The 26,494-nt window shown below is 66.6% G+C and carries 26 protein-coding genes; 7 read left to right on the top strand and 19 right to left on the bottom strand.

Features of this window, described 5'->3' with window-relative positions; genetic code table 11:
* The first annotated feature begins 2 nt into the window (after positions 1-2).
* The gene (gene mutS, locus AC1DIN_RS15890; protein WP_476810481.1) at positions 3-2,726 is read left to right on the top strand and encodes a DNA mismatch repair protein MutS; all 2,724 of its coding nucleotides are present in this window, start codon (positions 3-5) and stop codon (positions 2,724-2,726) included.
* A gap of 3 nt (positions 2,727-2,729) precedes the next feature.
* Here mutS and AC1DIN_RS15885 read toward each other — a convergent pair whose 3' ends face one another.
* From AC1DIN_RS15885 to AC1DIN_RS15875, 3 genes are all read right to left on the bottom strand, one after another.
* Positions 2,730-3,584, bottom strand: coding sequence for a C40 family peptidase (locus AC1DIN_RS15885; RefSeq protein ID WP_476810480.1), 855 nt, complete (start codon positions 3,582-3,584; stop codon positions 2,730-2,732).
* Positions 3,585-3,625: 41 nt separating this feature from the next.
* Positions 3,626-3,979: a MarR family winged helix-turn-helix transcriptional regulator gene (locus AC1DIN_RS15880; protein WP_441472163.1), complete on the bottom strand. Its 354-nt coding sequence runs from the start codon at positions 3,977-3,979 to the stop codon at positions 3,626-3,628.
* Between the two features lie 80 nt (positions 3,980-4,059).
* The gene (locus AC1DIN_RS15875; protein WP_476810479.1) at positions 4,060-5,442 is read right to left on the bottom strand and encodes a leucyl aminopeptidase family protein; all 1,383 of its coding nucleotides are present in this window, start codon (positions 5,440-5,442) and stop codon (positions 4,060-4,062) included.
* A gap of 210 nt (positions 5,443-5,652) precedes the next feature.
* On the opposite strand from AC1DIN_RS15875, the gene AC1DIN_RS15870 reads away from it, so the two are divergent.
* The gene (locus tag AC1DIN_RS15870) at positions 5,653-6,459 is read left to right on the top strand and encodes a tetratricopeptide repeat protein (RefSeq protein WP_476810478.1); all 807 of its coding nucleotides are present in this window, start codon (positions 5,653-5,655) and stop codon (positions 6,457-6,459) included.
* 171 nt (positions 6,460-6,630) lie between these two features.
* Here AC1DIN_RS15870 and AC1DIN_RS15865 read toward each other — a convergent pair whose 3' ends face one another.
* The 9 genes from AC1DIN_RS15865 to AC1DIN_RS15825 all read right to left on the bottom strand — a co-directional run bounded on the left by AC1DIN_RS15865 (position 6,631) and on the right by AC1DIN_RS15825 (position 15,414).
* A complete protein-coding gene (locus AC1DIN_RS15865; protein ID WP_476810477.1) occupies positions 6,631-7,608 on the bottom strand; it encodes a type II secretion system F family protein in 978 nt (325 codons plus the stop codon).
* Between the two features lie 9 nt (positions 7,609-7,617).
* Positions 7,618-8,595, bottom strand: coding sequence for a type II secretion system F family protein (locus AC1DIN_RS15860; protein ID WP_441472167.1), 978 nt, complete (start codon positions 8,593-8,595; stop codon positions 7,618-7,620).
* 27 nt (positions 8,596-8,622) lie between these two features.
* Complete coding sequence (locus AC1DIN_RS15855) at positions 8,623-10,068, bottom strand: CpaF family protein (protein WP_476810476.1); 1,446 nt, start codon at positions 10,066-10,068, stop codon at positions 8,623-8,625.
* A 96-nt stretch (positions 10,069-10,164) separates the two neighbouring features.
* The gene (locus tag AC1DIN_RS15850) at positions 10,165-11,430 is read right to left on the bottom strand and encodes a CpaE/TadZ family protein (protein ID WP_476810475.1); all 1,266 of its coding nucleotides are present in this window, start codon (positions 11,428-11,430) and stop codon (positions 10,165-10,167) included.
* Positions 11,430-12,194, bottom strand: coding sequence for a CpaD family pilus assembly protein (locus AC1DIN_RS15845; protein ID WP_476810474.1), 765 nt, complete (start codon positions 12,192-12,194; stop codon positions 11,430-11,432). The genes AC1DIN_RS15850 and AC1DIN_RS15845 overlap by 1 nt, the downstream gene beginning before the upstream one ends.
* A 21-nt stretch (positions 12,195-12,215) precedes the next feature.
* Positions 12,216-13,658: a type II and III secretion system protein family protein gene (locus AC1DIN_RS15840; RefSeq protein ID WP_441472171.1), complete on the bottom strand. Its 1,443-nt coding sequence runs from the start codon at positions 13,656-13,658 to the stop codon at positions 12,216-12,218.
* A complete protein-coding gene (gene cpaB / locus AC1DIN_RS15835; RefSeq protein ID WP_476810473.1) occupies positions 13,655-14,434 on the bottom strand; it encodes a Flp pilus assembly protein CpaB in 780 nt (259 codons plus the stop codon). Before cpaB ends, AC1DIN_RS15840 begins: the two co-directional genes overlap by 4 nt.
* Positions 14,435-14,558: 124 nt before the next feature.
* Positions 14,559-15,071, bottom strand: coding sequence for an A24 family peptidase (locus AC1DIN_RS15830; protein WP_476810472.1), 513 nt, complete (start codon positions 15,069-15,071; stop codon positions 14,559-14,561).
* A gap of 157 nt (positions 15,072-15,228) precedes the next feature.
* Positions 15,229-15,414, bottom strand: a complete 186-nt coding sequence (locus AC1DIN_RS15825; RefSeq protein WP_476810471.1) for a Flp family type IVb pilin — start codon at positions 15,412-15,414, stop codon at positions 15,229-15,231.
* Between the two features lie 472 nt (positions 15,415-15,886).
* Here AC1DIN_RS15825 and AC1DIN_RS15820 point away from each other — a divergent pair, with 472 nt between their 5' ends.
* The 3 genes from AC1DIN_RS15820 to AC1DIN_RS15810 all read left to right on the top strand — a co-directional run bounded on the left by AC1DIN_RS15820 (position 15,887) and on the right by AC1DIN_RS15810 (position 17,817).
* Positions 15,887-16,336 carry a pilus assembly protein N-terminal domain-containing protein gene (locus AC1DIN_RS15820; protein WP_476810470.1) on the top strand — a complete coding sequence of 150 codons (450 nt, stop codon included), beginning with the start codon at positions 15,887-15,889 and terminating at the stop codon, positions 16,334-16,336.
* A gap of 231 nt (positions 16,337-16,567) precedes the next feature.
* Positions 16,568-17,191: a TadE/TadG family type IV pilus assembly protein gene (locus tag AC1DIN_RS15815; protein WP_476810469.1), complete on the top strand. Its 624-nt coding sequence runs from the start codon at positions 16,568-16,570 to the stop codon at positions 17,189-17,191.
* A 17-nt stretch (positions 17,192-17,208) separates the two neighbouring features.
* Positions 17,209-17,817, top strand: coding sequence for a TadE/TadG family type IV pilus assembly protein (locus AC1DIN_RS15810; RefSeq protein WP_476810468.1), 609 nt, complete (start codon positions 17,209-17,211; stop codon positions 17,815-17,817).
* Positions 17,818-17,874: 57 nt separating this feature from the next.
* On the opposite strand, the gene AC1DIN_RS15805 is transcribed toward AC1DIN_RS15810, so the two are convergent.
* Entirely contained in the window at positions 17,875-18,402 is a 528-nt protein-coding gene (locus AC1DIN_RS15805; protein WP_476810467.1) for a retropepsin-like aspartic protease family protein, read from the bottom strand.
* 186 nt (positions 18,403-18,588) lie between these two features.
* Positions 18,589-19,485 carry a 2-dehydro-3-deoxygalactonokinase gene (locus tag AC1DIN_RS15800; protein WP_476810466.1) on the bottom strand — a complete coding sequence of 299 codons (897 nt, stop codon included), beginning with the start codon at positions 19,483-19,485 and terminating at the stop codon, positions 18,589-18,591.
* A gap of 230 nt (positions 19,486-19,715) precedes the next feature.
* Between AC1DIN_RS15800 and AC1DIN_RS15795 the strand changes: the two genes are divergently transcribed.
* Positions 19,716-20,597 (top strand): aldose epimerase family protein, encoded by an 882-nt coding sequence (locus AC1DIN_RS15795; RefSeq protein ID WP_476810465.1) that lies wholly within the window; start codon positions 19,716-19,718, stop codon positions 20,595-20,597.
* 15 nt (positions 20,598-20,612) lie between these two features.
* On the opposite strand, the gene AC1DIN_RS15790 is transcribed toward AC1DIN_RS15795, so the two are convergent.
* Entirely contained in the window at positions 20,613-21,287 is a 675-nt protein-coding gene (locus AC1DIN_RS15790; RefSeq protein WP_476810464.1) for a L,D-transpeptidase, read from the bottom strand.
* A 132-nt stretch (positions 21,288-21,419) separates the two neighbouring features.
* The gene (locus AC1DIN_RS15785; protein ID WP_476810463.1) at positions 21,420-22,262 is read right to left on the bottom strand and encodes an aldo/keto reductase; all 843 of its coding nucleotides are present in this window, start codon (positions 22,260-22,262) and stop codon (positions 21,420-21,422) included.
* Positions 22,263-22,289: 27 nt separating this feature from the next.
* On the opposite strand from AC1DIN_RS15785, the gene AC1DIN_RS15780 reads away from it, so the two are divergent.
* Complete coding sequence (locus AC1DIN_RS15780; protein WP_476810462.1) at positions 22,290-23,153, top strand: dienelactone hydrolase family protein; 864 nt, start codon at positions 22,290-22,292, stop codon at positions 23,151-23,153.
* A 3-nt stretch (positions 23,154-23,156) separates the two neighbouring features.
* Here AC1DIN_RS15780 and AC1DIN_RS15775 read toward each other — a convergent pair whose 3' ends face one another.
* The 3 genes from AC1DIN_RS15775 to trpA all read right to left on the bottom strand — a co-directional run bounded on the left by AC1DIN_RS15775 (position 23,157) and on the right by trpA (position 26,456).
* On the bottom strand, positions 23,157-24,479 hold the full coding sequence (locus tag AC1DIN_RS15775; RefSeq protein ID WP_476810461.1) for a bifunctional folylpolyglutamate synthase/dihydrofolate synthase: 1,323 nt from the start codon (positions 24,477-24,479) through the stop codon (positions 23,157-23,159).
* A 127-nt stretch (positions 24,480-24,606) separates the two neighbouring features.
* The gene (gene accD, locus AC1DIN_RS15770) at positions 24,607-25,506 is read right to left on the bottom strand and encodes an acetyl-CoA carboxylase, carboxyltransferase subunit beta (RefSeq protein WP_476810460.1); all 900 of its coding nucleotides are present in this window, start codon (positions 25,504-25,506) and stop codon (positions 24,607-24,609) included.
* A 104-nt stretch (positions 25,507-25,610) separates the two neighbouring features.
* The gene (gene trpA, locus AC1DIN_RS15765) at positions 25,611-26,456 is read right to left on the bottom strand and encodes a tryptophan synthase subunit alpha (RefSeq protein WP_476810459.1); all 846 of its coding nucleotides are present in this window, start codon (positions 26,454-26,456) and stop codon (positions 25,611-25,613) included.
* Positions 26,457-26,494: the final 38 nt, after the last annotated feature.

The raw sequence follows: 26,494 nt of genomic DNA, 5'->3' as shown, positions 1-26,494 counted from the left end.
CGATGCGTCACAGCTCCCCCACCGAAGCCGCCCAATCCGCCGCGCCGGCCGCTGCCACCGAGCGCGTCACGCCGATGATGGCGCAGTACGTCGAGATCAAGGCGGCCAATCCCGATTGCCTGCTGTTCTACCGGATGGGCGATTTCTACGAATTGTTCTTCCGCGACGCCGAGATCGCCTCGCGCACCCTCGGCATCGTTCTGACCAAGCGCGGCAAGCATCAGGGCGACGATATCCCGATGTGCGGCGTTCCCGTGGAGCGCGCCGACGATTATCTCCAGCGCCTGATCGCCGCCGGCCATCGCGTCGCGGTCTGCGAGCAGACCGAGGACCCGGCCGAGGCCAAGAAGCGCGGCAACAAATCGGTGGTGAAGCGCGACGTGGTCCGCCTCGTCACCCCCGGCACCATCACCGAGGAGCGGCTGCTCGAGCCCGGCCGCGCGAGCCTGCTCGTCGCGGTCGCGCGCCGCAAGACGGGGGAGGCGGCCTCGCTCTACGGTCTCGCGGCCATCGACATCTCGACCGGTCGCTTCACGGTGATGGAGGCGCCGCAGGAGCGGCTAGCCATCGAATTTTCGCGTCTCGAGCCGCGCGAGATCGTCTGCCCCGACGCGATCCATGACGATCCCGAACTCAAGGAGTTCTGGCGCGAGATCGCGGTGCCGGTGACACCGCTCGCGCGCGACGGGCTCGATGCTGCCTCGGCCGAACGGCGCCTGAAGGAGTTTTTCGGCGTCGCCACGCTCGACGCCTTCGGCGCTTTCAGCCGCGCCGAGATCGCGGCTGCCGGCGCAGCGCTCGCCTATGTCGAGCGCACCCAGCTCGGCGCCCGGCCGCCCTTGTCGGCACCGGTGCGGGATTCCGGCTCGGCGACGATGCTGATCGATGCCGCCACCCGCGCCAATCTCGAATTGACGCGCACCCTCGGCGGCGAGCGCCAGGGCAGTCTGCTGGCCACGATCGACCGCACGGTGACGCCGGGCGGAGCGCGCCTGCTGGCCGAGCGCCTCGCCGGCCCGTTGACTGATCCGGCCGCGATCGCGGCGCGCCACGATGCGGTTGAATTCCTGGTGGCGGATAGTGCCCTGCGCGAGGATCTCCAGCAGGCGCTGGAGAAGGTGCCGGACGTTGCGCGTGCGCTGGCGCGGCTCTCGCTCGATCGCGGCGGCCCGCGCGACCTTGCCGCGCTCGGCGCCGGGCTCGACGCCGCCCGCGCGATCGCCGCCTTGCTCGCCCGGCGCGGTGAATTGCCTGCCGAGCTGGCGCGCGCCATGCGGGCGCTGGGCGAGAGCGATCCCGATCTGCCGGTTCGTCTCAACGCCGCGCTGGCCGACGAGCTGCCGCTCAATCGCCGCGACGGCCGCTTCGTCCGCGAGGGGCATGACGCGACGCTGGACGAACTGCGCCTGTTGCAGGTCGATTCACGCAAGGTCATCGCGCAATTGCAGGCGCGCTATGCTGCCGAGACCGGCTGCCGCACGCTGCGGATCAAGCACAACGCCATGCTCGGCTATTTCGTCGAGGTGCCGCAGGCGATGGGCGAGGAGTTCCTGAAGGAGCCCTGGCGCGCGACTTTCGTGCATCGCCAGACCATGTCCGACGCGATGCGCTTCTCCTCGGTCGAGCTTGGCGAGCTCGAGGCCAAGATCGCCTCTGCCGCCGACCGGGCGCTCAAGCTGGAACTCTCTGTCTTCGCTCAGCTCTGCGAGGCGGTGCTGGCCCAGGCCGAGCCGATCAAGGCCGCGGCTCTGGCGTTGGCCGAGCTCGACGTTGCCGCGGCTCTCGCCGATCTCGCCGTGCGCGAGGGCTGGAGCCGCCCGCAGATCGATGATGGCGTCGCCTTGACCATCGAGCGCGGTCGCCACCCCGTCGTCGAGGCGGCGCTGAAGCGCGACGGCAAGCCCTTCGTCGCCAACGACACCGAATTGTCGCCGCCCGGCACCGACGCCAGGGGCGGGCGCATTTGCCTGATCACCGGCCCGAACATGGCCGGTAAATCGACCTTCCTGCGCCAGAACGCGCTGATCGCCGTTCTCGCCCAGATGGGGGCCTTCGTTCCGGCCGCCCGCGCCCATATCGGTATCGTCGACCGGCTGTTCTCGCGGGTCGGTGCCGCCGACGACCTCGCACGCGGCCGTTCGACCTTCATGGTCGAGATGGTCGAGACCGCTGCGATCCTGAATCAGGCCGGCCCGCGCGCGCTCGTCATCCTCGACGAGATCGGCCGCGGGACGGCGACTTTCGACGGCCTCTCCATCGCCTGGGCCGCGATCGAGCACCTGCACGAGATCAACCGCTGCCGCAGCCTGTTCGCCACGCATTACCACGAGCTCACGGCGCTCGGAGACAGGCTCGACCGCGTGGCCAACGCCACCGTCCGCGTCACCGAATGGAAGGGCGAGGTCGTCTTCCTGCATGAGGTTGTGCCGGGCGCGGCCGACCGCTCCTACGGCATTCAGGTCGCCAAGCTTGCCGGCCTGCCGCCGGCTGTGGTCGAGCGGGCCCGCGCCATCCTCGGCGAATTGGAGAAGACCGAGCGGGAGAAGCCGGTCGCCTCGCTGGTCGATGATCTCCCGCTCTTCGCCGCGCCGCTGCGCCGGTCGGCTCCAGCCGTCACGGAAGACCAGCCGGACGGCTTGCGCGAGACGCTGGCCGCCATCGATCCCGACGAGATGACGCCGCGGGAGGCGCTGGAAGCACTCTATCGGTTGAAGAGGCTCGCCTGACCCCTACCCCAGCCGCTTGATGCTGGTGATGGCGCCGAAGCTCTTGGTCAGGATGCGGTCGCGCGCTTCCCGCAGCGGCTCGCGATGGACCGTCATCGTGTAGCCGTTGGCATGCAGCAGCGTATCCGGGTCGGTCAGGATGCCGACATGGCCCTTCCAGAAGATCAAATCGCCGCGCTCAAGCCCGGAGAGACTCTCATCGAAGGGAACGGCGCGGCCGAGTGCAGCCTCCAGCATGTCTGAATCGCGCGGCGAAGCGACCCCGGCTGCGGCGAGCGCAAGCTGTGTCAGTCCGGAGCAGTCGAGGCCCAGGCTGGTCTTGCCGCCCCAGAGATAGGGCACCCCGAGGAAACGCTCGGCGACCGCGACGAAATCGGCTTCGAAGCAATCGGCCGGGACGAGGTGCTTCAGGAAGATGTGCCCGCCATCGGCGAGGATGGCGAAATCGCCCTTGGCCTCCAGCACGGCGACGCCTGCATTCAGCGAAAGCGACGCAAGCGGCGGCAGTTTGATCGAGGAGCCCGGATAGACGAAAGTCCTGAGCGCCGCGACACAGTGCGTCGGCAGGGGCTGGCCGGGGCGCAACGCGTCGTCGGGCAGGTAGCCGACATAGCCGTCGCCCGCGAGCTGGACCCAGGCCCAGCCCTCCTCGCGCTCGTAGACATCGACCAGCTCGCCCGCGATCGCCTCGGTGTCGAGCGCTGCGTCGGGGCGTGGCTCGCGCCGCAGCGGCGCCGAGGGAACAACGACCCGCATCGGCTGCGGATCGGCGAAGCGGGCGGCCTCGACCTGCCCGGCCAGATGGCGCGCGGCGAGATCGGGGCGAAAGGCGTGGATGCGGCGGTCGAGAATCGTCATGGGTGCAATCTAGCGCGGCGAGGGTCTTGCTGGGAGAGCCGTCAGCTTCCGCCGATCTCCTTGGCGTGCTCCGTCACCAGATCGGCCAGCCTCTCGACTGCGAGTGCGCCGGCGACAGTGCGCTGGATCACGACGTTGCGGCGGTCGGTCTCGTCGCGCTTGCGCGTCAGGAGGCCGAGCTTGCCGAGCGTATCGAGCGCGCGCGTGATCACCGGCTTGGTCACGCCGAGCTGCTTCGCCAGCCCCCGCACCGTATGCGGCGGCAGCTCGAGATATACCGTCAGCAGGATCGCTGTCTGGCGCGCCGAGAGATCGGCTTCGCTGTCCCGCACCAGGTCGAGATGCACCTGCCGCCACAGTCTGAGCGCCTGCGAAGGCCTGATCTCCAAGGGCATGATGGCACGGTTCCCGATCGTTACGGGTCCGTATCATTATCCTGTGCCGGCGGCGGCGCAATCGCCTTCGGCGATCAGCCTTAACCGGCCGGGTAGAGCTGCTTCACCAGCGCATGGATCAGCCGCGCACCCTGGCATTCGCCGCCCTCGGGCCGTCCCGGCTTGGGCGAGGGGGTCCAGCCGTAGATATCGAAATGCGCGTAGGATTGCGTCTTCTCGACGAAGCGGTTGAGAAAGAGCGCCGCCGTCACCGAGCCGGCCATGCCGCCGCTGGAGACATGGTTCACATCGGCGATCTTGGAATCGAGTAGGCCGTCATAGGGCCGCCAGAGCGGCATGCGCCAGACCGGGTCGTTTACCGCCATGCCGATCCGCGCGATTTCCGCGGCGAGGCCTTCGTCATGGGTGTAGAACGGCGGGAGCTCCGGTCCGAGGGCAGTGCGCGCTGCGCCAGTCAGCGTGGCGAAATCGATCAGCAGTTCCGGCATCTCCTCGTCGGCCAGCGTCAGCGCGTCGGCCAGGATCAGCCGGCCTTCGGCGTCGGTGTTGCCGATCTCGACCGAGAGCCCCTTGCGGCTCGCCAGCACATCGCCGGGCCGGAAGGCATTGCCCGAGACGGCATTCTCCACCGCCGGCACCAGGAGCCGCAGCCGCACCGGCAGTTTCGCGAGCATGATCATCCGCGCCGCTGCGATCGCCGCCGCGGCACCGCCCATGTCCTTCTTCATCAGCAGCATCGAGGCGTCGGGCTTGAGGTTGAGCCCGCCCGTGTCGAAGGCGACGCCCTTGCCGACCAGCGTGACCTTGGGATGGGCCGGATCGCCCCAGACCAGATCGACGAGGCGCGGCGCACGTGTGGAGGCGCGGCCGACCGCGTGGATCATCGGGAAGTTCCGGGTGATCAGGTCGTCCCCGACGATGCTGGTGATCGTCGCGCCGCACTCGGCGGCCAGCCCGCGGATCGCCGCTTCGATCTCGCCCGGTCCCAGCTCATTGGCCGGCGTGTTGATGAGATCGCGCGCCAGTGCAGCCGATTCAGCGATCAGGCTGATCTCTGCGCCGTGGACGCCGTCCGGCAGAGACAGGCGCGCGCGCGGTGGCTTCGGCTTGCGGTAGCGGTCGAAGCGATAGCCCTGCAGCAGCCAGCCGAGCGCAGCGATCGCCGGATCGTCGATCTCGCCTTCGAGCGCATAGTCGCCCGCCGGCAGCAGGGCGGACAGCCGCGACGGCGCAAAGGGATCGCGCTGCCGCTGCGCAGTTTCGACACCCAGAAGAACGGCGGCGAGCGCTCCCTGTGAATCCGGAAGGAAGCAATGCTGGCCCGTGCCGGCCGCGAAGCCTTGCGCGAGGGCGAAATTGCGATGGGACGGTGAAAGCCGTGCCTGCAAGGCTGGCCAGGTCTGGGACGAAACCACGTGAATCGAGACGGCAGCGTCGGAGGTGGAGATCAGAAGACTGTTCACGGGTCGGTCGATCGGTTCTGAGACAGCGGCGGGTGCCGGGATTAAGGATGCATTAGGGTTAACGTTTTATCACCGAACGACCAGAGGAACCCATTCAGACGACGTTGTCGCGAGGCGATCCGGCCCATGATTCGAACGAAACTCGCCTCCGACCTGTCGATTTTCCGTGCCCGCCGACTTGGATTGACGATTGCTGTCTGCTTAGGAGCAATGGCCCTTGCGGGTTGCCAGAGCCGCGGCGGCCCGGGAGACGTCACGGGCTCGATTGCACGCAGTCCGGCGGCGCAGCCGCGCACCGCGGCCGACTGGCAGGCCGAGCGGGAGAATTGGGCGAAGCGCTATGAGGCCAATCCGAAGGATCGCAACGCCGCTCTCTCCTATGCGCGGGCGCTGCGGGCGCTCGACCAGAACGCACAGGCGCTGGCCGTGCTCCAGAGCGCCGTCCTGACCTTCCAGGATGACCGCGAGCTGCTGGGCGCCTATGGCCGCTCGCTCGCCGATAACGGACGTTTCCGGGAAGCGGACGACGTGCTTTCCCGTGCCCATTCGCCGGAGCGGCCGGATTGGCGCATCCTCTCGGCGCAGGGCACGGTCGCCGACCAGCTCGGCGAGCATGAGAGAGCCCAGCAGATCTACCAGGCCGCTCTGAAGCTTGCCCCGGGCGAGCCGACGGTCATGTCCAATTACGGCTTGTCGCTCGCCTTGTCTCGCCATCTGCCTGAGGCGGAACGGGTTCTCACCGAGGCGGCAGCCTCGCAGGGGGCCGACATCCGCGTGCGCCAGAATCTGGTTCTGGTGCTCGGGCTTCAGGGCCGCTTCGGCGAGGCCGAGGCCATGGCCCGGCGGGACCAGAGTCCGGCCGAGGCGGCGGCGACGATCGCCTATCTCAAGCGCAGCGTCAGCCAGCAGAACAGCTGGGACCTGCTCAAGGGCGCGAAGGGCCGGGGGCAGCCCACCGCCAAGCCTCCGCTGGCGCAGTCTCCGGACAGGTCGGCCGATACGGACCGCCGAGGCTGACCGAGCTGCGAAGCTTCCCTTGGTGTGCCTGGCAGAACCTCCGGGCGAAAGCTGGAGCAGCCGAGGCGCGGACGGTTTGCGCGGCCGCCTGCGACCGCTGATTTACATAGCTGCGGCTCGCCATCATCGGCGATCCGCGTTGATGGCCCCTGTGGCTCGTTCAGGCTTAAGTCACTTCCAACCGAAGACCTGCACCAGCGCCGGAAACATGATGATGACGAAGAGCACCGGCAGGAAGAACAGGATCATCGGCACGGTCAGTTTCGGCGGCAGGGCGGCGGCCTTCTTCTCGGCGGCGTTCATGCGCTGATCGCGGCTCTCCTGCGCCAGGGTGCGCAGCGCCGTGCCGAGCGGCGTGCCATAGCGTTCGGCCTGGATCAGCGCCGTCGAGACCGACTTGACGCTTTCAAGACCGGTCCGCATCGCGAGGTTCTCATAGGCGACCCTGCGGTCAGTCAGATAGGAGAGCTCCGCCGTGCAGAGAGCGAACTCCTCGGCCAGGGGCACGGACTGGCTGCCGATTTCGTTCGCGACCTTGCGGAACGCCTGCTCGATCGACATGCCGGACTCCACGCAGATCAGCAGCAGGTCGAGCGCGTCCGGAAAGGCCAGGCGCATCGAGATCTGCCGCTTGCTGATCTGGTTGGACAGGAAGACTTCCGGCGCCTTGATGCCGAGATAGGCGCCGCCGATCGCGATCGCGATCTTCATAAGCAGCGACTGGCCGAAACCGTTGATGACGAAAAGATAGAACAGCGTGAACAGGAAAAAGCCGACGGGTACGGCGAGGCGGAAGAACAGGAAGGCGATTTCCGCCTGCGGTCCCCGATAGCCTGCCATGGTGAGCTGCTTCCTGGCGTTCTCGGTTCCCAGCCAGTCGCCGAGCTTGAACTGCTCGACGATGCGCCGCATGTAGGCTTTCGGCTCCTGGCGCAGGCTCACCTTCTCGTTCTGGCGGTTGAGCCGATCGCGCTCGCGTGCCCGGATCTTCTCGCGCTCCGTCGCGACGTTCTTCATACGCTTCTGGAGGGTATTGCCCTCGGTCAGCGGGATCGCGACGGTCAGCACCGTGGCCGCGGCCGCGACGGCGGCCAGCAGCGCAAGCATGAATTGCGGATCGGTGAGCTTGTCGACGATCTGGGAAATCACGCATCCACCTCAGATCTCGAAATTGATCATCTTGCGCATGACCAGGACGCCCATCAGCATCCATATGCCGCAGCCGACGAGGGCGAGCTTGCCCATCTGGGTGAGCCACAGGAGCTCGATATATCTCGGGGTGGAGAGATAGACGAGAACAGCAACCGATGGCGGCAGGGCGGCGATGATACCGGCGGAGGCCTTGGCTTCCATCGAGACCGCCTGGATCTTGTCGCGCATCTTGCGCCGCTCGCGCAGGACGCGCGAGAGGTTCGCCAGGGTCTCGGACAGGTTGCCGCCGGTCCTCTGCTGGATGGCGATCACGATGCCGAAGAAATTTGCTTCCGCGCAGGGCATCCGCTCGTAGAGCTTTCCCGCAGCTTCGGCGAGCGGCAAGCCGAGCGTCTGGGCCTCGATGATCTGCCGGAACTCGCCCCTGACGGGCTCTACGGCTTCGGAAGCAATGATGCGCAGGCAATCATTGACTGGAAGGCCGGCCTTGATGCCGCGGACGATGACGTCGAGCGCGTTGGGGAACTCGATGGCGAACCGTTTCAGACGTTTCGTTTTGCAATGCTTCAGGAACCAGGCCGGCAGGCCCAGCGCCCCGATGAACAGACCGACAGCCCCCATGATCATATTGCCGCTCAAGATCAGCAGGACGAGGCCGGCGACGGCGGCGGTCACAGCGCAGATCACGTAGTATTTCTGGCGGGTCCAGCTCAGGCCGGCCTGGCCGATGCGCGCTTCGAGCGTCAGCTTGTTGCGGGCGTTCTCGCGGTTCTCGATCTCCTTGAGGCTTTGCGCGACCTGCCCGCGCTTGGCCCTGGCCTGTGCTTCCCGGTCGATGCTGCGCATCGTGCTCGGACCGGCAAATTCCTTGCGCCGCTTCTCGGCACGCTTTTCGCCGCTCAGCGTAGGATAAAGCAGCGCATAGGCGACGCCGCCAACGGCGAGCGTGGCCAGTGCGGCGATGGCAAGCGTGCTCGAATTCATGGCTTGGCTCCCGACAAGGGCCTCCGTTCAGGCTGCAAAGCCTTCATTGACCTGCTCGAGCTGGTCGAGCGCCGTGGCGAGGCGCTGCTCCTCGCCGAAGTAACGAGCCCGCTCCCAGAAGCGCGGGCGGCCGATGCCGGTCGAGCGGTGGCGGCCGATCAGCTTGCCCGCGGCGTCCTCGCCGAGCACGTCGTAGAGCATGAGGTCCTGCGTCGTGATGACCTCGCCTTCCATCCCCATCACCTCGGTGATGTGGGTGATGCGGCGCGAGCCGTCGCGCAGGCGCTGCGCCTGGATGATGACATCGACCGAGGAGCAGATCATCTCGCGCAGGGTCTTCGACGGCAGCGAGAAGCCGCCCATGGTGATCATCGACTCGATACGACTGAGACATTCGCGTGGCGAGTTGGCGTGGAGCGTGCCCATCGAGCCGTCATGGCCGGTGTTCATCGCCTGGAGCAGGTCGAAGGCCTCGGGTCCGCGCACCTCGCCGACGATGATACGTTCCGGGCGCATGCGCAGGCAGTTCTTGACGAGGTCGCGCATCGTGACCGCGCCGGTGCCTTCGAGATTGGGCGGGCGCGTCTCGAGGCGCACGACATGCGGCTGCTGGAGCTGGAGCTCGGCGGCGTCCTCGCAAGTGATGACGCGCTCGTCATCGTCGATGAAGTTGGTCAGGCAGTTCAGCAGCGTCGTCTTGCCGGAACCGGTGCCGCCGGAGATGACGATGTTGCAGCGGACGCGGCCGATGATCTTCAGGATCTCGGCGCCGGGCGGCGAGATCGCGCCGAACTTGACGAGCTGGTCGAGCGTCAGCTTGTCCTTCCTGAACTTGCGGATGGTGAGCGCGGGCCCATCGATCGCGAGCGGCGGTCCGATGACGTTGACGCGCGAGCCGTCGGCGAGGCGCGCGTCGCAGATCGGCGAGCTTTCGTCGACGCGTCGCCCGACCTGGCTGACGATGCGCTGGCAGATGTTCATCAACTGCGCATTGTCGCGGAAGCGGATGTTGGTGAGCTGGATCTTGCCGCCGGTCTCGATGAAGGTGCGGTTCGCGCCGTTGACCATGATGTCGGCGATGTCGTCGCGCGCCAGCAGCGGTTCGAGCGGTCCGTAGCCGAGAACGTCGTTGCAGATGTCGTCGAGCAGTTCTTCCTGCTCGGCGATGGAGAGCACGACATTCTTCAGCGAGATGATCTCGTTGATGATGTCGCGGATTTCCTCCCGCGCCGATTCCGAGTCGAGCTTCGCAAGCTGCGACAGATCGATCGCCTCGATCAGCGCCCCGAAGATCATGCTCTTCATCTGATAGTATTCTTCGGAGCGCGTCGCCGCCTCGACCGGCGCGAACTTGCGTTCCTCGGCGGTGGGCTGGACCTGCTCCGGCTTGCGCGTCGCCGGCTGAAGGGCGGCTGAGCTCCTGGCGCTCAGGTTCGGCGCGACGGTCGCGCCCGCGGATCGCTTCCCGAACATCTCAACACACTCCCGCGCGTGCCACGGGCGCGCGCACATTCCTGCTTCCTCGGCGCGATCCCCTGACTGGGTGTCCGTCTGGCCGGTTGCGCGTCATCAGGAAGCCTTGCGGCGTTTCAGCTTCGCGACCAGCGGCTCGAACAGGCTGCGCCGGCCGCGCTTGGCTTCGCCGCGTCCGGTCAGCGCGCTGGCGATCTGGGTGAAAGCCTCGCTCGCCTTGCTGCCGGCCTGGACCTCGGCGATCATCTGACCGTTGTTGGCGGCCGTGCCGAAGAGCTGGGCGTCGAAAGGGATCGTGCAGAGGACGTCGACGCCGAGCGCCTTGGAGAACTCGGCGGCATTGATCTCCGGCCGTTTGGGCACGCCGACCTTGTTCAGCACGAGACGGGCGACCGCGTCGTTGGGCCGGGTCGCGCGCGACAGATCGACGATGTTCTTGGCATTGCGCAGGGAGGCGAGCTCCGGCTCGGCGACTACCACGATCTCGTCCGCGCCGATGAGCGTCCGCTTGACCCAGCTGCTCCACTGATGCGGCACGTCGAGGACGATGCAGGGAACGCTGGCGCGCAGCAGTTCCAGCAGCTGCTCCAGCGCGTCCTCATCGAGGTCGATGGTCCGGTCGAGGACCGCAGGAGCCGCAAGCAGGGCCAGATTGTCGCTGCAGCGCGAAAGAAGCCTGTCCAGCAGGTTGGAATCGAGGCGCTCAGGGGCGAAGACCGCTTCCGCGATCCCCTGAGGTGGGTCCTGGTTGAAGTTCAGGCCGGCTGTGCCCCACGCGATGTCGAGATCGACGATCACGGTGGAGGCGTCGAGATTCCGGGCGATCGCCCAGGACATGTTGTGCGCGACGGTCGAGGCGCCCACGCCGCCCTTGGCGCCGACCACCGCGATGACGCGGCCGAGATGGCGGGCTTCCGGTGCGATGTAGAGTTCCGAGAGGGTGCGCAGCAGGTCGAGCGTCTCGAGCGGCGCGATCAGATACTCGCTGACGCCGCGGCGCAGCAGCTCCCGGTAGAGCTGTACGTCGTTGACATGGCCGATCACGACGACCTTCGTGCCGGGGTCGCAGCTCTCCGACAGCGTATCGAGATGCCCGATCAGGGTTGCCGCATCGGACATGGTCTCGAGCACGATGACGTTCGGAGTCGGCGCCGTCCGGAAAGCTTCGACGGCTGCGGCCGCTCCGCCCATCTGGATGCGGGCATGGGTCTTGTCCATGCGCCGGTCGGCAATGGCCGCCTGCATCGTGGCGGCGACGGCCGGCGTCTCGCAGAAGGCCTGCAGCGTGATGCGCGGCAGCGGCGCGATGATCTCGTCGCCATTCGCCTCGACCGCCGGTGTTTCGCTTGTCGCGGGCTGCATCAGTTGCTGCCTCCGACCGTTGAATTGATCTGCGGTGTCTGCTGGCGATACTGGGTCGAGGGATCCTTGCCGTCGCGGATCTTCGCGATGGCGCCCATCCGCTTGACGATGTCGGGACGGCCTTCGTCGCGGGCCCTGACCAGATCGATCGGATCGGCGACCTGCGCGGCCAATGTGGCCTGGGTGGCGCAACCGAAGTTCCAGTAGGCTTCGTTCGATGTCGAGAACTTGAAGTCGGACACGCCGAGGTCCGTCGGCCACTGGCCGCACTGGTGTGGCACGACGGCTTGCAGCGACGCGAAGCTCAGCCGGATCGGCGAGGCGAGGTTCGGGTCCTGGACCGGGTAGCTGCGGACGTTCAGCGCGTTCGGCGAGACGCCGTTGCGCGCCAGCGCCGCGCGGATTCCCGCGAGCGTATCGTGCGTCGCCCGCTCGCGCCTCGAACCGGTCGGAACTTCCGCGACAAGGCCGCCCTTGCCGGACTTGCGGAATGCCTGTGCGAAATCCGCGACGTCCTCCGCCTGGCGGCTGTCGAGCGTGGTGCCGGCGCGGCCGACGAACACGTCGAGCGAGCGTGGCGCGTCGCGCAACACGATCGGATGCCTTTCCCGGACATCGGGCGGGTAGATGGAAGGAGGGTCCGCCTGCGCGCCCTTTCCGGCGCAGCCGCCAGCGAGGGCGCCCAACGTAAGCGCAAGTGCCAGCAGGTGCGTGGCGGTGGCTTTCTCCCGGAGAGGAACCGTCATGGTCGGGCCATCCATCATGGTGCTATCCATCCGGTTCGGTCAGTCGGCGATGAAGCCGACGCGGCCCTTGTAGGCCTGCGGGATTGGGCCGCCGCCGCTGCCGTAGAGCTTGTTGAGGCGGCCGAGCAGGACGGCCTGGGCGTCATGGGACTCCACGAAGCCGTCATCGGGCCTTTGGACCTCGTTCGGCTGCATCGGCTTGGCGATGTAGGGCGTGACAGTGATCATCAGCTCGGTCTCCTCGCGCTGGTAGTCGCGCGAGCGGAACAGCACGCCGATGATCGGCAGGTTCATCAGCCCGGGCAGGCCGTTGAGCGAGGTCTTGGAGACGCGCTGGATCAGGCCGGCGGTGGCCAGCGTGCCGCCGGACGGCAATTCGACCGTCGTGTCGGATTTGCGCACGCGGAAAGCGGGGACCGTGACGGTGGGCTGGTTCCGGTCGCCCTGGAGTACGATCTGGTTCTCGAAGTCGAGCTCGGTAACCTCGGTCGCGATACGCATGCTGATCTTGTTGGCCGAGAGCACGATCGGCGTGAAGTTGAGGGCGACGCCGATCGGCTTGTACTGGACGCCGAGCGAGCAGACCGCCTTGGCCGGGTCGCAGGTGTAGCCGGTGGGGACCGGAACTTCGCCGCCGGCCGTGAACTTCGCGCTCTCGCCCGAGATCGCGGTGACGTTCGGCTCGGCCAGAACGCGGGCAAGGCCCGCCCGCTCGAGAGCCCGCAGCGTGAAGTTCTGCGAATTGCCGATGCCGGCCCCGATCGCTGTGGCGGACAGGGCCTGCGGCGACAGAGAGAAGGGGTTGTCGATGTTCGGCGTGATCGAGAACTTGCCCAGCTTCCACTCGCCGGTTGAATTGATGCCGAGCTGCTTGATCGCCTTGCGCGAGATCTCCGACACCGTCACCTTGACCATCACCTGGTCGCGGTCGCGGATCGTCAGCGAGTTGATCACCGCGCCCTTGGCGTTGCTCTTGTCGGATACGCCGACGAAGGCATTGGCGATGTCGACGGCCTGCGTCGCCTCAGAGGCATTGGGAACAGTCCCGACCAGCAGGATCGAATCGCCGGCGGGCTTGATCTCGATCTGCGAGTTCGGCAGCGCGGTGCGCAGCGTCTGGCGCAGGACGTTGAGATCACGCCCGACATTGATCTCGAGCGCAGTGATCTGGCGGCCTTCGCCATCCATCACGAACATCGAGGTCGCGCCATCGGCGATGCCGATGACGAAGAGTTTGCGCGCGGTCCTCACCACCGCATTGGCGACCTTCGGATTCGCGACGAACACCTCTTTGGCGTCGCGCGGCAGTTCGACGATCAGCGAGCGGCCGATCGAGAGGTCGAGCTTGCGTGAGATCGCGTGCTCGCTCGTGCCGACATTGAGCACCGGAGCGGCATCCCGGCCGGGCGACTGCGCGCTGGCGCCGTCGGCGATCAAGACGAGCGCAAGAGCCGTGGCGAGGCGAAACGAGCATCTGGTCATGGCTTTGCGCTCTTCGAGATGACACCGTAGCGCACGAGGGTCATCGAGTTGTCGGCGGAAGGCGGCGGCGCCGGCTCGTTGGCGTCCTTCAGGCTGCGCAGAGCCAGCGAGAGCGTCCCTGTCTTCTGCGCCTGGATCAGGACTTCGACCTGGCCGGGATCGACCTCGAGCGTCGCGGTTTCGCCGACCACGACCTTCTCGCCGTTGCGCTCCTGCACATTCTGGCCGATCGCCAGAACACGGATATTGCGGAGGATGGTTTCGCTGACCTGGGCCTCGCCGCGGCCGGAGGTGGACTCGCCGCGCCAGGTGCAGATGACGTCGACACGGTCGTTGGGCAGGATGAATCCGCCTGCGGTGTTGGCACCGCGGCTGTCGGTGCTGATCGCCACCGCGCGCATGCCGGAGGGCAGCACGGCGGAGAGGAAGCCTGTTCCGTCGGTCCTGATCAGCTTCTCGCGACGGATCGGCTCGGCGCCGAGAATGGCGTAGCGGGCGACCTGGCCGATGATCTCTTTCTCGGCCTCAGGGGCTTCGTCCTTGCGGATGACGCCGCCCGGCACGCCGGCGATCGGCCAGTTCAGCCACCGCAGATCATTGGCTGTCACCGTGTTGCCGATCGGGATGTCGCTGGCTGCAACGAGCACGGGCACGGTTGGCGCCTGCTCGACCTTGGCGACCGGCGCCGGGGCCTGCGATGGCTGCTGAACAAGCAGCGCGGCGCCGACGCCTGCCGCCAGCGCGACCACGAGAATGATGATGCGTGCGGGACTCATCGACGTCCGATCCTCAGCCAGACGGAGCTGGCCCTCATCCCGGATCGTCGTCGCGAAACGTCAACTTATGGTTAATCGGACGTATATTTTTTGACACGAAGTGCCGTTACGTCGCCATCCTCGTTCACACGCCGATCGCGGCGCGCCAGATGGCTGTTTCCGGCAGGATGAACAGAGCGGCGAATGCAAGAGCGATTCCATAGGGAACGCCCTCCTTCGGCGCGTGCAGTCGCTGCGCCCAATCCCAATTCACTGCAGGTGAAGGCAGCGGGTGCGAGCGCAAGCGCAGGATCAGCAGCGTCAGCAGGCCGCCACCGAAGCTGGAAAGCACGAGGTAAGGCATGAGCTGGTCGAAGCCGAACCAGAGAGCGGTCGCCGCGGCGAGCTTGGCGTCGCCGCCGCCGATCCAGCCTGCCGCGAACAGGCCGAAGGCCCCGACGAGAACCACTGTCCCCGCCGCGAGATGCCAAGCGATGTCGTTGAGGGAAAGCCCGAGCAGCAGGGCGCAGAAGGCGAAGGTCGCGACGAGGAAAAGGCAAAGCCGGTTTGAGATCGTCATCGAAACGAGGTCGCTCGCCGCGGCATAAGCCATGGCGAAGGGAAAGACGCCGAGCATGATGATCAGTGGAAGCGACATGGGCTGAATCCGATCCTATCTCGTAGCCGCGATCTCTCGCAGACAGGTCTCACCAAAGCCTTACGCAGGCGCGAAAATTCCTGGAACGAAGGCCTTCAAATGCAGAACGCCCCGGCGAAGCCGGGGCGTCACACGTCGGGATTCGACCCCTCGGGTATTAGGGGGTGGCAGCCGCGCCCTTGGCGAGCTCATTGCCGACGTTGTTGAACGTAGCCTTGAGGTTGCTACCGACCGTCGTCCAAGCACCGATGCAGACGACGGCGATCAGGGCGGCGATCAGCCCGTACTCGATGGCGGTGGCGCCGGACTCGTCCTTGACGAAGCGAGCGAAAACATTGGTCATGATGGAACTCCTTTACACCACGGTTTGACGGCTGCCTTCGCTCTGAAGCGGCTTCGGTCAGCGACAGGAACCATATTAGCCCGCTCCTCTTGCTGATCGGTTAAGGCGACCCAAGAATTGATTGATTTATCGGGATGTCTTCGCTGTGGTTAACGGGTCATTTAACGGATATATAGAAAGGATTCTGTAAAACACCCAAGACTTGATCTATGAAATAATCGGTAAATGAGATATTTAACTGGTGCCATACGTTCGTTGTATTTGGATTGATTCGGCGTTTGAGCCGTGTGTGCGGCGCGCATTCCGCTTCGTCAACTGCGATGACAACGCAGGAATTCGCTGCCTTCAGCGGTTTTAAGACTTGGTTCATCAGTTTGCGCTTGTCTGGTGTCATCGCAGAGCTTGAGGCATCGCCATGTCGACCAAACACACGCCGGAAAGGTGCCGTCTGTCCGCGCCTCGGGCGGTCGCCATGATCCTCGCCATGGTTGGTGCGGCCATCGCTCCAGCGGTCGCCGCGCCCCAGGACGGCCAGAACGAGAGCGTACTGGTCCTGGTCGATCACGCCAAGGTCGTGCGCCTGCCCGAGAAGGCCCAGACAGTCATCGTCGGCAATCCCGCCATCGCCGATGTGTCCGTGCAGCGCAACGGAGTGATGGTGGTCACCGGCAAGAGTTTCGGCGTGACCAATCTGATCGCGCTCGATGGCACCGGCGCATTGCTTGCGGAATCGATGGTTCGGGTCGGCGCGGCGTCTGATACTGTCCTGACAGTGCAGCGCGGCATGGAGCGCGAAAGCTATTCCTGCACGCCCACATGCCAGCCTGCGGCCCAACTGGGCGACGCTCAGAAATATTTCGGCGAAGTCGGGGCGCAGGCCACAAGCCGCAACGCCCAGGCAACTGGCGTTGGGTCCAAATAGAGATCCGGCAAGCGGCATCCCATGCGTGAGAGCCGCGCCGGAATTGCAGCGATGCCGCTGCCAGCCGATCCTGTCCTATAGTGGATTCACGCGCGTAGGCGCCTTGCCGTGGGCAAGGTAAATGAAACCTTTGCCTCGCCACTTGTGCCGGCGAAATGCTCCTAACCGATCTGAAATTGTTTTGCCGTAGATATCGGCGGGTCGGAGCAATGGGCTCGACGAGGCCAGCAAATGTTTCATCCTATTGCGCGAGCGGAGAAGGCAAGCATCGCAGCCGAGCGGGAGAGGCGCGCCGGGCATTCCGTCATCCGGCGGTTCCGGCGTTCCGAGAACGGGGCGACGGCGGTGGAGTTCGGCTTCGTCGCATTGCCCTTCTTCATGCTGATCTGGGCGATCATCGAGACGGGGCTGATGTTCTGGACCAATCAGGTCCTGGAGGAATCGCTGTCGCAAGCGTCGCGCGTGCTGCTCACCGGCGAGTCGCGTAGCCGCTATAGCTCGACCACCGCCTCCGTCAATACAGCCGCTTTCCGCGACGATGTCTGCGCGCGGGCGATGAACATGATCGACTGCAGCAAACTGGCTATCGATGTCCGCACCTATGGTGATTTTTCCGCGGCCAGCACGGGAACTTCCAGCAGCAACCCTCTCGCTGGCCGCAATCTTGATACGAGCAGCTTTTCTTACCGCCAGCCCGACGCGAACCAGATCGTCGTCGTCCGGGCCGTGCTCGACTACAAGCTGTTCCTCACGAGCTGGGCGTCGACCAGCCTCGCCAACATAGGCAGCGCGGATTCCGGCCGGCGCGGCATCGTTGCGAGTGTGGCCTTCCGGGCGGAGCCGTTCGTTCCATGATCAGATTCGGAGCGAAGATGAGCCGCGAGGGATCGCCCGGCCTGTGGCTCCGCTTTCGCAGCAACAGCGGGGGGGTGGCCGCCATCGAGTTCGCGATGGTGCTGCCTGTGCTGGCGGTGGCATATCTCGGCATGGTCAACCTTGCGCAGATGGTCATGATCAATCGCAAAGTGACGCAGCTGACGTCGACCTTGAGCGATTTGACGGCACGTCTTCAGACGATTCCGACGGCCGAGATCACCAACATCTTCAAGGCGGGCGAGACGATCATGCTGCCTTACAGCTCCGCGAAAGTGAAGATGATGATTGCCAGTATCGTCATCGATGCCAACGGCATCGGCCGCATTTGCTGGGCCAGCGGATACAATGGGGCCACGGTGCCGGCGCGTGGTGACGCGGTTTCCTTGCCGAGCAGCGTCAAAGTCCCCAGCACATCCGTGATCATGGCACGCGCGAGCTATGACTTCGTGCCTCCGATCGGGAAGGATGCCTTCTCGTTCATCGCGAACGCCACGCTGGGCGACAACCCGATCTATTCCCGCCCCCGTAACGGCAAGCCCGCGGGGGACAACAATATCGAGCAGATCGTTCGCAGCGATGTGACGGGCTGCCCCAAGTTCAAATGACGCAAAGCGCCGACGCTGGCAGGCTGCCCTCGTTCAGGGCGCTGCCGGCGCGCTTTTCTAGCCGCGCAGCACCATCCGCCCGGTCTGGACCTCGTAGCCCTGTAGCTTGCTCAGAAATGAATTGCCCAGCAGGCTCATCGAAAGGGCGCGTTCGGGCAGCACGACGGCGTCGACATTGCGCACGACGATGTCGCCGAGGCGGATTTCGCGCAGCACCGTGCGATAGCCCGTAACCGTGCCGTTGGCCGTGCTCAACATCATCTTGCGCGCATTGGTGTCCGACTTGATGCCGAGCGCCTGGGCGTCGGCTGCGGTCAGCGCGACGATGCTGGCGCCGGTGTCGACCATCATCTTGATCCGGTAGTTCTCGACGCTCGGATGGACGATGTAGTGCCCGCGATAGTCGGCGGCCACGGCGAGCGTCACGGGCTGGCGCGGCCCCGGCGCGGCTGGCTCGGCGGAGGCGACCGCTATCGATGGTGTCTGGTCCCCGATCCGGGGAGCAAGCCATTGCGTGTAGCCGAGAGAGCCGACAATGGCGAAGCCGGCCACGCCCAAGGCCCATCCCATCGGGTGCGATGTCACGATCTTTCCCCAGCCTTATCCAGGCCATGACCATGAACATGGTGCCCTGAAGAAGGGTGAAGAGGTTCGGCAGGATTTTCCGCAATGGCCGGGCGCCGGGTATGGATTGTCCGCAGACTTAATCCACGCTTACCGGCACGAGGCTTCGGCAATTGGCACAGCGGTGGCGGGGCGCGTCGGCGACGATTATCCGGCGATATCGCTCGCAAGACGCCGGATGCCCGCGACAAAGGCCTCCTCGGGCGTGACCATGGTCACGGTGAGCTCCGCTGCAGCCAGCGCGCCGCCATAGCTTTCTGCCAGAGCGCCGTCGGCGACGAGGTGGACCTGATTTCGCCTCCCGAAGATGGCCTGTGCCCCCGCGATCTCCTGGCCGACCAGAAGCGCGGAAAGATAGGGGCCGACCTCGCCGCCGCGCATCCGCCCGGCGAGAACCTCGGTGCGCGCGGCGAAGGCCGTATTGAGCAGGCCGCCGGGGCGCAAAGCGCCGGCCCGGCCGCGTGCTGCGCCACTGGCGGCATCGCCTTCGGCAGGTTCCTCCGCCAGGCGGCCCAGGATCGAGCCGTTGCGCAACAGCCCGTAGATCTCGCCCGTCATGAAGCTGGCGAAGCGCGTGATCCGTCCGCCTCTGACCTCGGCCCATTTCGAATGGGTGCCCGGCAGGCAGGCGATGCCGTCATCGAGACCAAGTCCGACGATGAGAGTTTCCTCGCCGCGCATGACGTCGAAGGCGCCGTCGTCGCAACTCAGGCCGGGAATGATGGTTGCCGTCGTATCCTTGTCGAGCTCGACGCGGATCGCAGCGGCGGCAATCGCAGCCGGCGAGGCGGGGCAAGCGACATAAGGCGCTTCGATCCAGCCATTGCGGCTGCCGACCATGCCGGCGAGCACGATGGCGGCGTCGGGCGCGGCGCGCCGTAAATCCCCGGCGAGGGCCTCGAAGGCGGCGGGGTAGCCGCCGGCCGGTACGGACTGGATGCCCTGATCGGCGATCCGCCGCTGCAGAACCTCACCTGTCTCCGCGATGAGGAACGCGCGCGCGCGGGTCGTGCCCCAGTCGAGCGCGATCAGAGGTTTGGGCATGCCAGGCTCCGGCAACAGCATCGGACCGAAAAGTGGAATCCACTTCTCGGAAGAATCCGATGCGATAACAAATATATAGATCGCCGTAACCGCGTCCGATAGGACGCGCGGCGATCTAGCGCGCGACTGTCTCCGCCATGCCGGACCGGGTCAAGGCGTGCCGGCTTGTGCCCGCCCTGCAATCACGGCAACGCTGTGACCTCGGATAACGGACGAATCGGACAAGCGCGATGCTGGAGCTGCAAGCGGGCGGCCTGGAGGCCGTGGTCATTCCGGACATCGGCGGCATCGTCTCGCGCATGATCTGGATCGGGCCGGATGGGCGCCGGCACGATGTTCTGCGGCCACAGGGGAGCGAGGCCACGACCGCTTCCCCCAACTTCTTCGGCACCTGGGCCATGCTGCCTTTCGCCAACCGGGCTTTCGGCAGCGTGATCGATGACGGTGAGAGCCGCTTCCAGGTTCCGACCAACGATCCGGCCGGCACCATCCATGGTTTCGGCTGGCAGTCCGCTTGGGAGGTGCTGCGGTATGACCGCGGTCATACCCTCATCGAGCATCGGCGAACGGAGGGGGCGGACCCGTATCGCTACCGCGTCCGCCAGCACATTTCCCTCGACGAAGCCGGTATGACCATCCGCCTCACGATCGAGAACGAGGCGGAGACGGCACTACCCTTCGGGATCGGCCACCATCCCTGGTTCCCCTGCGCAGCCGATACGCGCCTCGTGATGCGCGCCAGCGGTGCGCTCATCTTCGGCGAAGCCTTTCGCGCCACAGGGCAGGAAACCTTTGTGCAGGGCGGCCCCTTTGTCGACCCGCGCCCGTTCCGTTCCGGTGCCGTAACGGCCTGGAGCTTCCTCGGCTGGGACGGCCGCGCCCGGATCGAGACGCCCTCGGCCGGACTCGCCGTGACGCTGACCGCGAGCGAAAGCCTGAACTGTCCGGTCGTCTGGGCACCGCCCGGGGCCGACTTCCTCTGCGTCGAGCCGCAGAGCCACGCCATCGGCGCGCCGAGCGAGCCGGCGGCACGCGCGGCTGCTCCCTTGAAACGGCTTGCGCCGGGCGAGGTGCTGGAAGGCTGGCTCAGGATCGTGCCGGACGCGCTCTAGCTTTCGGCTTGCTCCTCAGCGCCAGCCGTAGCCATAGCCGCTGGGATAATAGGGCTGGTAGCCATAGGCATTGGCCGGCAGGGCGGGCCGCAGCAGGATCTGGCCGCGGGCCGCCTCCCAGCCATTGCCCTGGCGTTGCTGCGCGATCGTGCTGTCCTGGCTGCGAGGCTTGGCCTTGGCGATCTTGTGCTTGGACGGCGCGGCCGTCGCGAGCTTGGCCTTCGATGTCGTCGATGCCTTGGCGAAGCGCGAGAGATTGTCGGTCGCAGCGCCGTTCAGCGCGATCCGGGTCTGGCCGGCACCATACTTCTTCACCAGTGCGAACAGCTTGGCGGCATTGGCGGGATGCAGCCGGATGCAGCCATGCGAGGCAGGGCGGCCGAGTGCCCCGACCGCCGTCGTGCCGTGGATGGCGTAGCCACCGCGGAAGAAAACCGCGTAGGGCATCGCTCCGCCATATTTGCGCGAATACCAGCTCCTCTCGAGACGTGTCGGCCGATACACGCCGTTCGGTGAGCGGAAGCCGCTGCGGCCGGAGGAGATCTTCCAGTCATGGACCTCGCCGTCGCTGGTGCTGACCTTCATGCGCTGGGCGGCGATGTCGACCCTGACGTCGACGCCGGCTTGCGCCTGGGCGGCGCCGAGCACGGACAGGAACAAGACGGCCAAGATGCCGAGAACGCGACGCATCGCCCGAACTCCGAAGACGCTACTGCTGAGCGGGCGCTCGTGAGGCTCTGGTGGCCGTCGCCCTTGACCCTAGGAAAGCGCGGGCGCCGGAGCCTGTAAAGTGGGAAGACGGAACGTGGTTTCCGGCACCGATCAAATCATTGGCAACGCCTGTGGTTTGCGGCCGCGTGGGAAGGCGGCGTCGATGCGGGCGATGTCGGTCCCCGAGAGGGCAAGACGCAGCGCCCCGGCATTGTCCTCGATATGGGTGACCCTGCCCGCCTTCGGGATCGCAAAGACGCTCGATCGCCGTGTCAGGAAGGCGAGCGCGACCTGCCGCGGCGTCGCATCGTGCTCGCTGGCGATCTCGGACAGCACCTTGCCCTGAGCGCTCCCGGGGGCGGGGAAATCGTCATGGCCGAAAGGGCTGTAGGCGGTGACGGCGACGCCGTGCCGCTCGCACCATGGGATCACGGCGTGCTCGATGGCACGCTCGCGCAGATGGTAGAGCACCTGGTTGCAGGCGATCCTGCCCTTGCCGGCGGCGGCGAGTGCCTCGTCGAGGTCGTCCTCGTCGAAGTTGCTGACGCCCCAGGAGAGGATCTTGCCCTCCTGCTTAAGCGCCTCGAAGGCGGCGAAGGTCTCTTCCAGCGGATGCGGTCCGCGCCAATGCAGCAGGTAGCCATCGAGCCGGTCGGTCTTCAGATGCTTCAGCGAGCGCTCGCAGGCGGCGCGCACGCCCTGCCGGGAGGCGTTGTGCGGCAGCACCTTCGATACCAGGAAGACCTCGTCGCGCCGGCCCGCGATGGCCTCGCCGATGATCGCCTCGGAGCGGCCGTCGCCATACATCTCGGCGGTGTCGATATGGCTGAGACCGAGATCGAGGCCGCGCCTGAGCGCCGCGATCGCCTCGCTCTTGTTGCCTTGCTCGATATACCAGCTGCCCTGGCCGATCCTTGCGACATCGCGCCAACCGGTGTCATTCTGCTTCGTCATCGCTGCCTCTCTCCCGAGAATCTCGATATGCTTCGTTTCAGGCGGTTTGGCGCTGATCGGCGCCGGAGAGCATCAGCCGCCTTCGCGCTGGCGTTTGCGTGGATACTCGCCGGCGCGCCCCTCTGGGCGCAGTCACGCGAAGACACCGTTGCGCATGTCGACGGCGCGCCGATCCCGGTCCATCTCTACGTTCCGAGCGGAGCCGGTCCTTTTCCCGTGCTCGTCCTGTCGCATGGCAGTCCCCGCGATGCGGCGGGCAGGAGCGATTTCGGCCGAGGCACGCTCCGCGGGGTCGCCGAAAGCCTGGCCCGTCGCGGCATTCTGGTCGCCGTGCCGATCCGGCGCGGCTATGGCCCGCAGCCTTTGCGCTGGGCCGAGGATTACGGCGGCTGCGAGCGTGCGCGCTATTACCAGGCGGGGCTGGCCACGGCGGAGGATATCCGGGCCGCTGCGCTGACCGTCGCCTCGCGTCGCGATGCCGATCCGACGAGGATCGTGCTGATGGGCGTCTCCGCCGGCGGCTGGGGGTCGATCGCCGCCGCATCGCAGCCGCTCAAAGGGCTGATCGGGGTCGTGAACTTCGCAGGCGGGCGCGGCTCGCGCGGTCCGGATGACGTCTGCAAGCCTGACGAACTCGTGGCTGCGGCTGCCCGCTATGGACGAAACTCCCATGTGCCGGAGCTCTGGGTCTACAGCGTCAACGACCGCTTCTTCGGGCCGGATCTGGCGAACAGGCTGCTCAAGGCCTTCACCGAGGCCGGCGGCGCCGTGCGCTTCGTGTCGGCGCCCGCCTATGGCACGGACGGGCACCGCTATATCCGCGATACCGAGAGCTGGCGCGGCGACGTCGAAGCCTCCCTGCAGCGGATCGGCTTTCTCCATGGGTCATAGGCTCTAGGCCGGCGGCGTGCCGTTGGCCGAGAGCACCTCGCCGGCGAGATAGAGCGAGCCGCAGATCAGGATACGCGGCGGTGCCGGCCAGTCGCGCGCCGCGATCGTTCTGAGCGCCTGTTCCACCGAGCCGGAAACCTCGGCCGCGAGGCCGGCGCCACGGGCGGCATCGGCGACTTCCTCGGCTGGGCGGGCGGCGAGCGAGTTCTGGATCGGCACGGCATAGAGCGCCTGCGCCAGCCCCTTGAAATGGCTGAGAGTGGCGGCTGCGTCCTTGGTCGAGAGCAGGCCGGCGATCATCACCAGCGGCGCCGGGTTGCGGTCGGCCAGGTCGGCCATGGCCTGGGCCAGCACGCGCCCGCCATCGGGGTTGTGGCCGCCGTCGAGCCAGAGCTCGGCGCGCTCCGGCACGATCTCGGCGAGGCGCCCGCGCGCCAGCCGCTGCAGCCGCGCCGGCCAGTCGGCATGGCGCATGCCTTCCTCGAAGGCGCGTGTCGGCAGGGCGCTATAGCCGGCCGCGCGCAGTGCCGCGATCGCGGTCCCGGCATTGACGTGCTGATGGCGTCCGGTGAGGCGCGGCAAGGGCAGGTCCAGCAGCCCGTCGCCATCCTCGTAGACCAGCCGCCCACCGGCCTCATGGACATTGAAGTCCTGCGCGCCGATCAGGATCTTGGAGGCGCCGGCTCGCTCGGCCGCGGCTTCGAGAACCGCGGTCGGCTCCGGCTCCTGCGGCGCGATCACGGCCGGCGCGCCGCGCTTGAAGATGCCGGCCTTCTCGCCGGCGATCTTCGTGACGGTGTCGCCGAGATATTCGGAATGGTCGAGCGAGACCGGCGTCACCACCGTGCAGGCCGGGTGCGCGATGACGTTCGTCGCATCGAAGCGTCCGCCGAGTCCGACCTCCAGCAGCAGCACGTCGGCGGGGTTCTCAGCGAAGAGCAGGAGCCCGGCGGCCGTCGTCATCTCGAAGAAGGTGATGGGATCACCGGCATTGACGGCCTCGCAGCGCTCCAGCGCTTCGACGAGCTTGTCTTCGTCGACGAAGCGCCCGCCGCCCGGCCGGCCCAGCCGGATGCGCTCATGGAAGCGCACCAGATGCGGCGAGATGTAGACGTGAACGGAGAGTCCGGCTGCCTCGAGGATGGCCCGCATGAAGGCGATGGTCGAGCCCTTGCCGTTGGTGCCGGCGACATGGATCACCGGCGGCAGGCGCTTATGCGGATCGCCCAGCCGCTCCAGCAGGGTGAGGGTACGGCCGAGCGAGAGGTCGATCAGCTTGGGGTGCAGCGCCATGAAGCGCGCAAGCAGTGTGTCGGAAGACCCCATGGTGCGACCGCTCCCGGCCTAGAGCATTTTCAAGCGAAGCGGGCACCGGTTCGCGTGAAGAAAACGCGGAAAATAAGAAGCTAAGCAGATCCGCGGTTCGGAGAAGCGCGGACCTGCTCCGGAATTATCAGACCGCCTCGGTGACCGGGCGCGCGGGAGCGGCGGCTTCGCTCTTCGCCGCCGGCTGCTTGGTCAGCAGGCGGCCGAGCCGGGCCAGCGTGTCCGGGATCTCGCGGCGATGCACGACCATGTCGACCATGCCGTGATCCTTGAGATATTCCGAGCGCTGGAAGCCTTCCGGCAGCTTCTCGCGGATGGTCTGCTCGATCACGCGCGGCCCGGCGAAGCCGATCAGCGCCCCGGGCTCGGCGATGTGGATGTCGCCCAGCATGGCGTAGGAGGCGGTGACGCCGCCGGTGGTCGGGTTGGTCAGCACCACGAAATAGGGCAGGCCGGCCGCGCGCAGGCGGCGCACCGCCACGGTCGTCCGCGGCAATTGCATCAGCGAGAGGATGCCTTCCTGCATGCGCGCCCCGCCGGAAGCCGCGAAGACGACATAGGGGGTTTTCTTCTCGAGCGCGGTTTCGGCCCCTTTGACGAAGGCCTCGCCGGCGGCCATGCCGAGCGAGCCGCCCATGAAGTGGAAATCCTGCACCGCCAGCGTCATCGGCAGGCCCTTGACCCGGCCATAGCCGATCTTGAAGGCGTCCTGCGCGCCGGTCTTGGCGCGGGCATCCTTCAGCCGGTCGACATAGCGCTTCTCGTCGCGGAACTTGAGCGGATCGACGGAAACCTCCGGCAAAGCGACATCGAGCCACTTGCCGTCGTCGAAGGTCAGCCGCAGCCGCTCCGGCGCGGTGACGCGCATATGGTGCTCGGAGCCGGGGATGACGTAGCCATTCGCCTCGACATCCTTGTGGAACACCATCTGCCCGGAATCCGGACACTTGATCCAGAGGTTCTCCGGGGTCTCGCGCTTGAACAGCGTCTTGATGCGCGGCCGGACGACTTCGGAAATCCAGTTCATCGGATGAATCCCTGATGGGCTTTCAGCGCCGGAGCGCCGTCACGCCGAAAATGGGGTCGCGTCTGCCGGCGGGCAAGCGACGCAACCGTTGAATGAACCCGGCCTCAGGCCGCCTTGGCCGCCGAGCGGACGCCCTGGGCGAGTTCGCTGACCAGCGACGTGACAGCCGAAACCGTCTTTTCCGTGGCCTTGCCGTCGCTGTCGAGCGAGAGCCGGACGCGTTCCACAAGGGCCGAGCCGACGACGACACCGTCTGCGCTCTTGGCGATGGTAGCGGCGTCGGCCGCAGTCTTCACGCCGAAGCCGACCGCGACGGGCAGGTCGGTGTGACGCTTGATCCGGGCAACCGCGTCGCCGACCGCGCCATAGTCGGCGATGGCGCCGCCGGTCACGCCGGTCATCGAGACGTAATAGACGAAGCCGGAGGTGTTCTGCAGCACCTTCGGCAGGCGCTTGTCGTCGGTGGTCGGCGTGGCCAGGCGGATGAAGGAAACCCCCGCCTTCAGCGCCGGCAGGCAGAGCTCCTCGTCCTCCTCCGGCGGCAGATCGACGACGATCAGTCCGTCGACACCGACGCGGCGCGCCTCGGCCAGGAAAGCCTCGACGCCATAGGCGTAGATCGGATTGTAGTAGCCCATCAGCACGATCGGCGTGTCGTGGCCGGCCTTGCGGAAGCTCTCGACCATGGCGAGCGTCTTCCGCAGCGTCTGCCCGGCTTTCAGCGCGCGCTGCCCGGCGAGCTGGACCGGCACGCCGTCCGCCATCGGATCGGTGAAGGGCACGCCGAGCTCGATCACGTCGGCGCCGGCTGCGGGCAGGGCCGCGAGGATGGCGCTCGCCGTCTCGAAATCGGGGTCGCCGGCGGTGACGAAGGTCACGAGCGCCGCCCGGCCCTCGCGGGCGCAGGCCTGGAAGCGGTTCTGGATGCGGGTCTGGCCGGTCTCTGTCATGGGCTTGCGGTTAGCATGGGACGGGCGGGCTGGCGAGT

The organism is Allobosea sp. 05T438, assembly GCF_056396025.1.
This window is presented reverse-complemented; position numbering and strand designations above follow the sequence as displayed.

Excerpts from the sequence above, each read along its gene's own strand:
- mutS (WP_476810481.1), top strand. The coding sequence starts at position 3 with ATGCGTCACAGCTCCCCCACCGAAGCCGCCCAATCCGCCGCGCCGGCC.
- AC1DIN_RS15885 (WP_476810480.1), bottom strand. The coding sequence starts at position 3,584 with ATGACGATTCTCGACCGCCGCATCCACGCCTTTCGCCCCGATCTCGCC.
- AC1DIN_RS15880 (WP_441472163.1), bottom strand. The coding sequence starts at position 3,979 with ATGCCCTTGGAGATCAGGCCTTCGCAGGCGCTCAGACTGTGGCGGCAG.
- AC1DIN_RS15870 (WP_476810478.1), top strand. The coding sequence starts at position 5,653 with ATGGCCCTTGCGGGTTGCCAGAGCCGCGGCGGCCCGGGAGACGTCACG.
- AC1DIN_RS15860 (WP_441472167.1), bottom strand. The coding sequence starts at position 8,595 with ATGAATTCGAGCACGCTTGCCATCGCCGCACTGGCCACGCTCGCCGTT.
- AC1DIN_RS15855 (WP_476810476.1), bottom strand. The coding sequence starts at position 10,068 with ATGTTCGGGAAGCGATCCGCGGGCGCGACCGTCGCGCCGAACCTGAGC.
- AC1DIN_RS15850 (WP_476810475.1), bottom strand. The coding sequence starts at position 11,430 with ATGCAGCCCGCGACAAGCGAAACACCGGCGGTCGAGGCGAATGGCGAC.
- AC1DIN_RS15845 (WP_476810474.1), bottom strand. The coding sequence starts at position 12,194 with ATGATGGATGGCCCGACCATGACGGTTCCTCTCCGGGAGAAAGCCACC.
- AC1DIN_RS15840 (WP_441472171.1), bottom strand. The coding sequence starts at position 13,658 with ATGACCAGATGCTCGTTTCGCCTCGCCACGGCTCTTGCGCTCGTCTTG.
- cpaB (WP_476810473.1), bottom strand. The coding sequence starts at position 14,434 with ATGAGTCCCGCACGCATCATCATTCTCGTGGTCGCGCTGGCGGCAGGC.
- AC1DIN_RS15830 (WP_476810472.1), bottom strand. The coding sequence starts at position 15,071 with ATGTCGCTTCCACTGATCATCATGCTCGGCGTCTTTCCCTTCGCCATG.
- AC1DIN_RS15825 (WP_476810471.1), bottom strand. The coding sequence starts at position 15,414 with ATGACCAATGTTTTCGCTCGCTTCGTCAAGGACGAGTCCGGCGCCACC.
- AC1DIN_RS15820 (WP_476810470.1), top strand. The coding sequence starts at position 15,887 with ATGATCCTCGCCATGGTTGGTGCGGCCATCGCTCCAGCGGTCGCCGCG.
- AC1DIN_RS15815 (WP_476810469.1), top strand. The coding sequence starts at position 16,568 with ATGTTTCATCCTATTGCGCGAGCGGAGAAGGCAAGCATCGCAGCCGAG.
- AC1DIN_RS15810 (WP_476810468.1), top strand. The coding sequence starts at position 17,209 with ATGAGCCGCGAGGGATCGCCCGGCCTGTGGCTCCGCTTTCGCAGCAAC.
- AC1DIN_RS15800 (WP_476810466.1), bottom strand. The coding sequence starts at position 19,485 with ATGCCCAAACCTCTGATCGCGCTCGACTGGGGCACGACCCGCGCGCGC.
- AC1DIN_RS15795 (WP_476810465.1), top strand. The coding sequence starts at position 19,716 with ATGCTGGAGCTGCAAGCGGGCGGCCTGGAGGCCGTGGTCATTCCGGAC.
- AC1DIN_RS15790 (WP_476810464.1), bottom strand. The coding sequence starts at position 21,287 with ATGCGTCGCGTTCTCGGCATCTTGGCCGTCTTGTTCCTGTCCGTGCTC.
- AC1DIN_RS15785 (WP_476810463.1), bottom strand. The coding sequence starts at position 22,262 with ATGACGAAGCAGAATGACACCGGTTGGCGCGATGTCGCAAGGATCGGC.
- AC1DIN_RS15780 (WP_476810462.1), top strand. The coding sequence starts at position 22,290 with ATGCTTCGTTTCAGGCGGTTTGGCGCTGATCGGCGCCGGAGAGCATCA.
- AC1DIN_RS15775 (WP_476810461.1), bottom strand. The coding sequence starts at position 24,479 with ATGGGGTCTTCCGACACACTGCTTGCGCGCTTCATGGCGCTGCACCCC.
- accD (WP_476810460.1), bottom strand. The coding sequence starts at position 25,506 with ATGAACTGGATTTCCGAAGTCGTCCGGCCGCGCATCAAGACGCTGTTC.
- trpA (WP_476810459.1), bottom strand. The coding sequence starts at position 26,456 with ATGACAGAGACCGGCCAGACCCGCATCCAGAACCGCTTCCAGGCCTGC.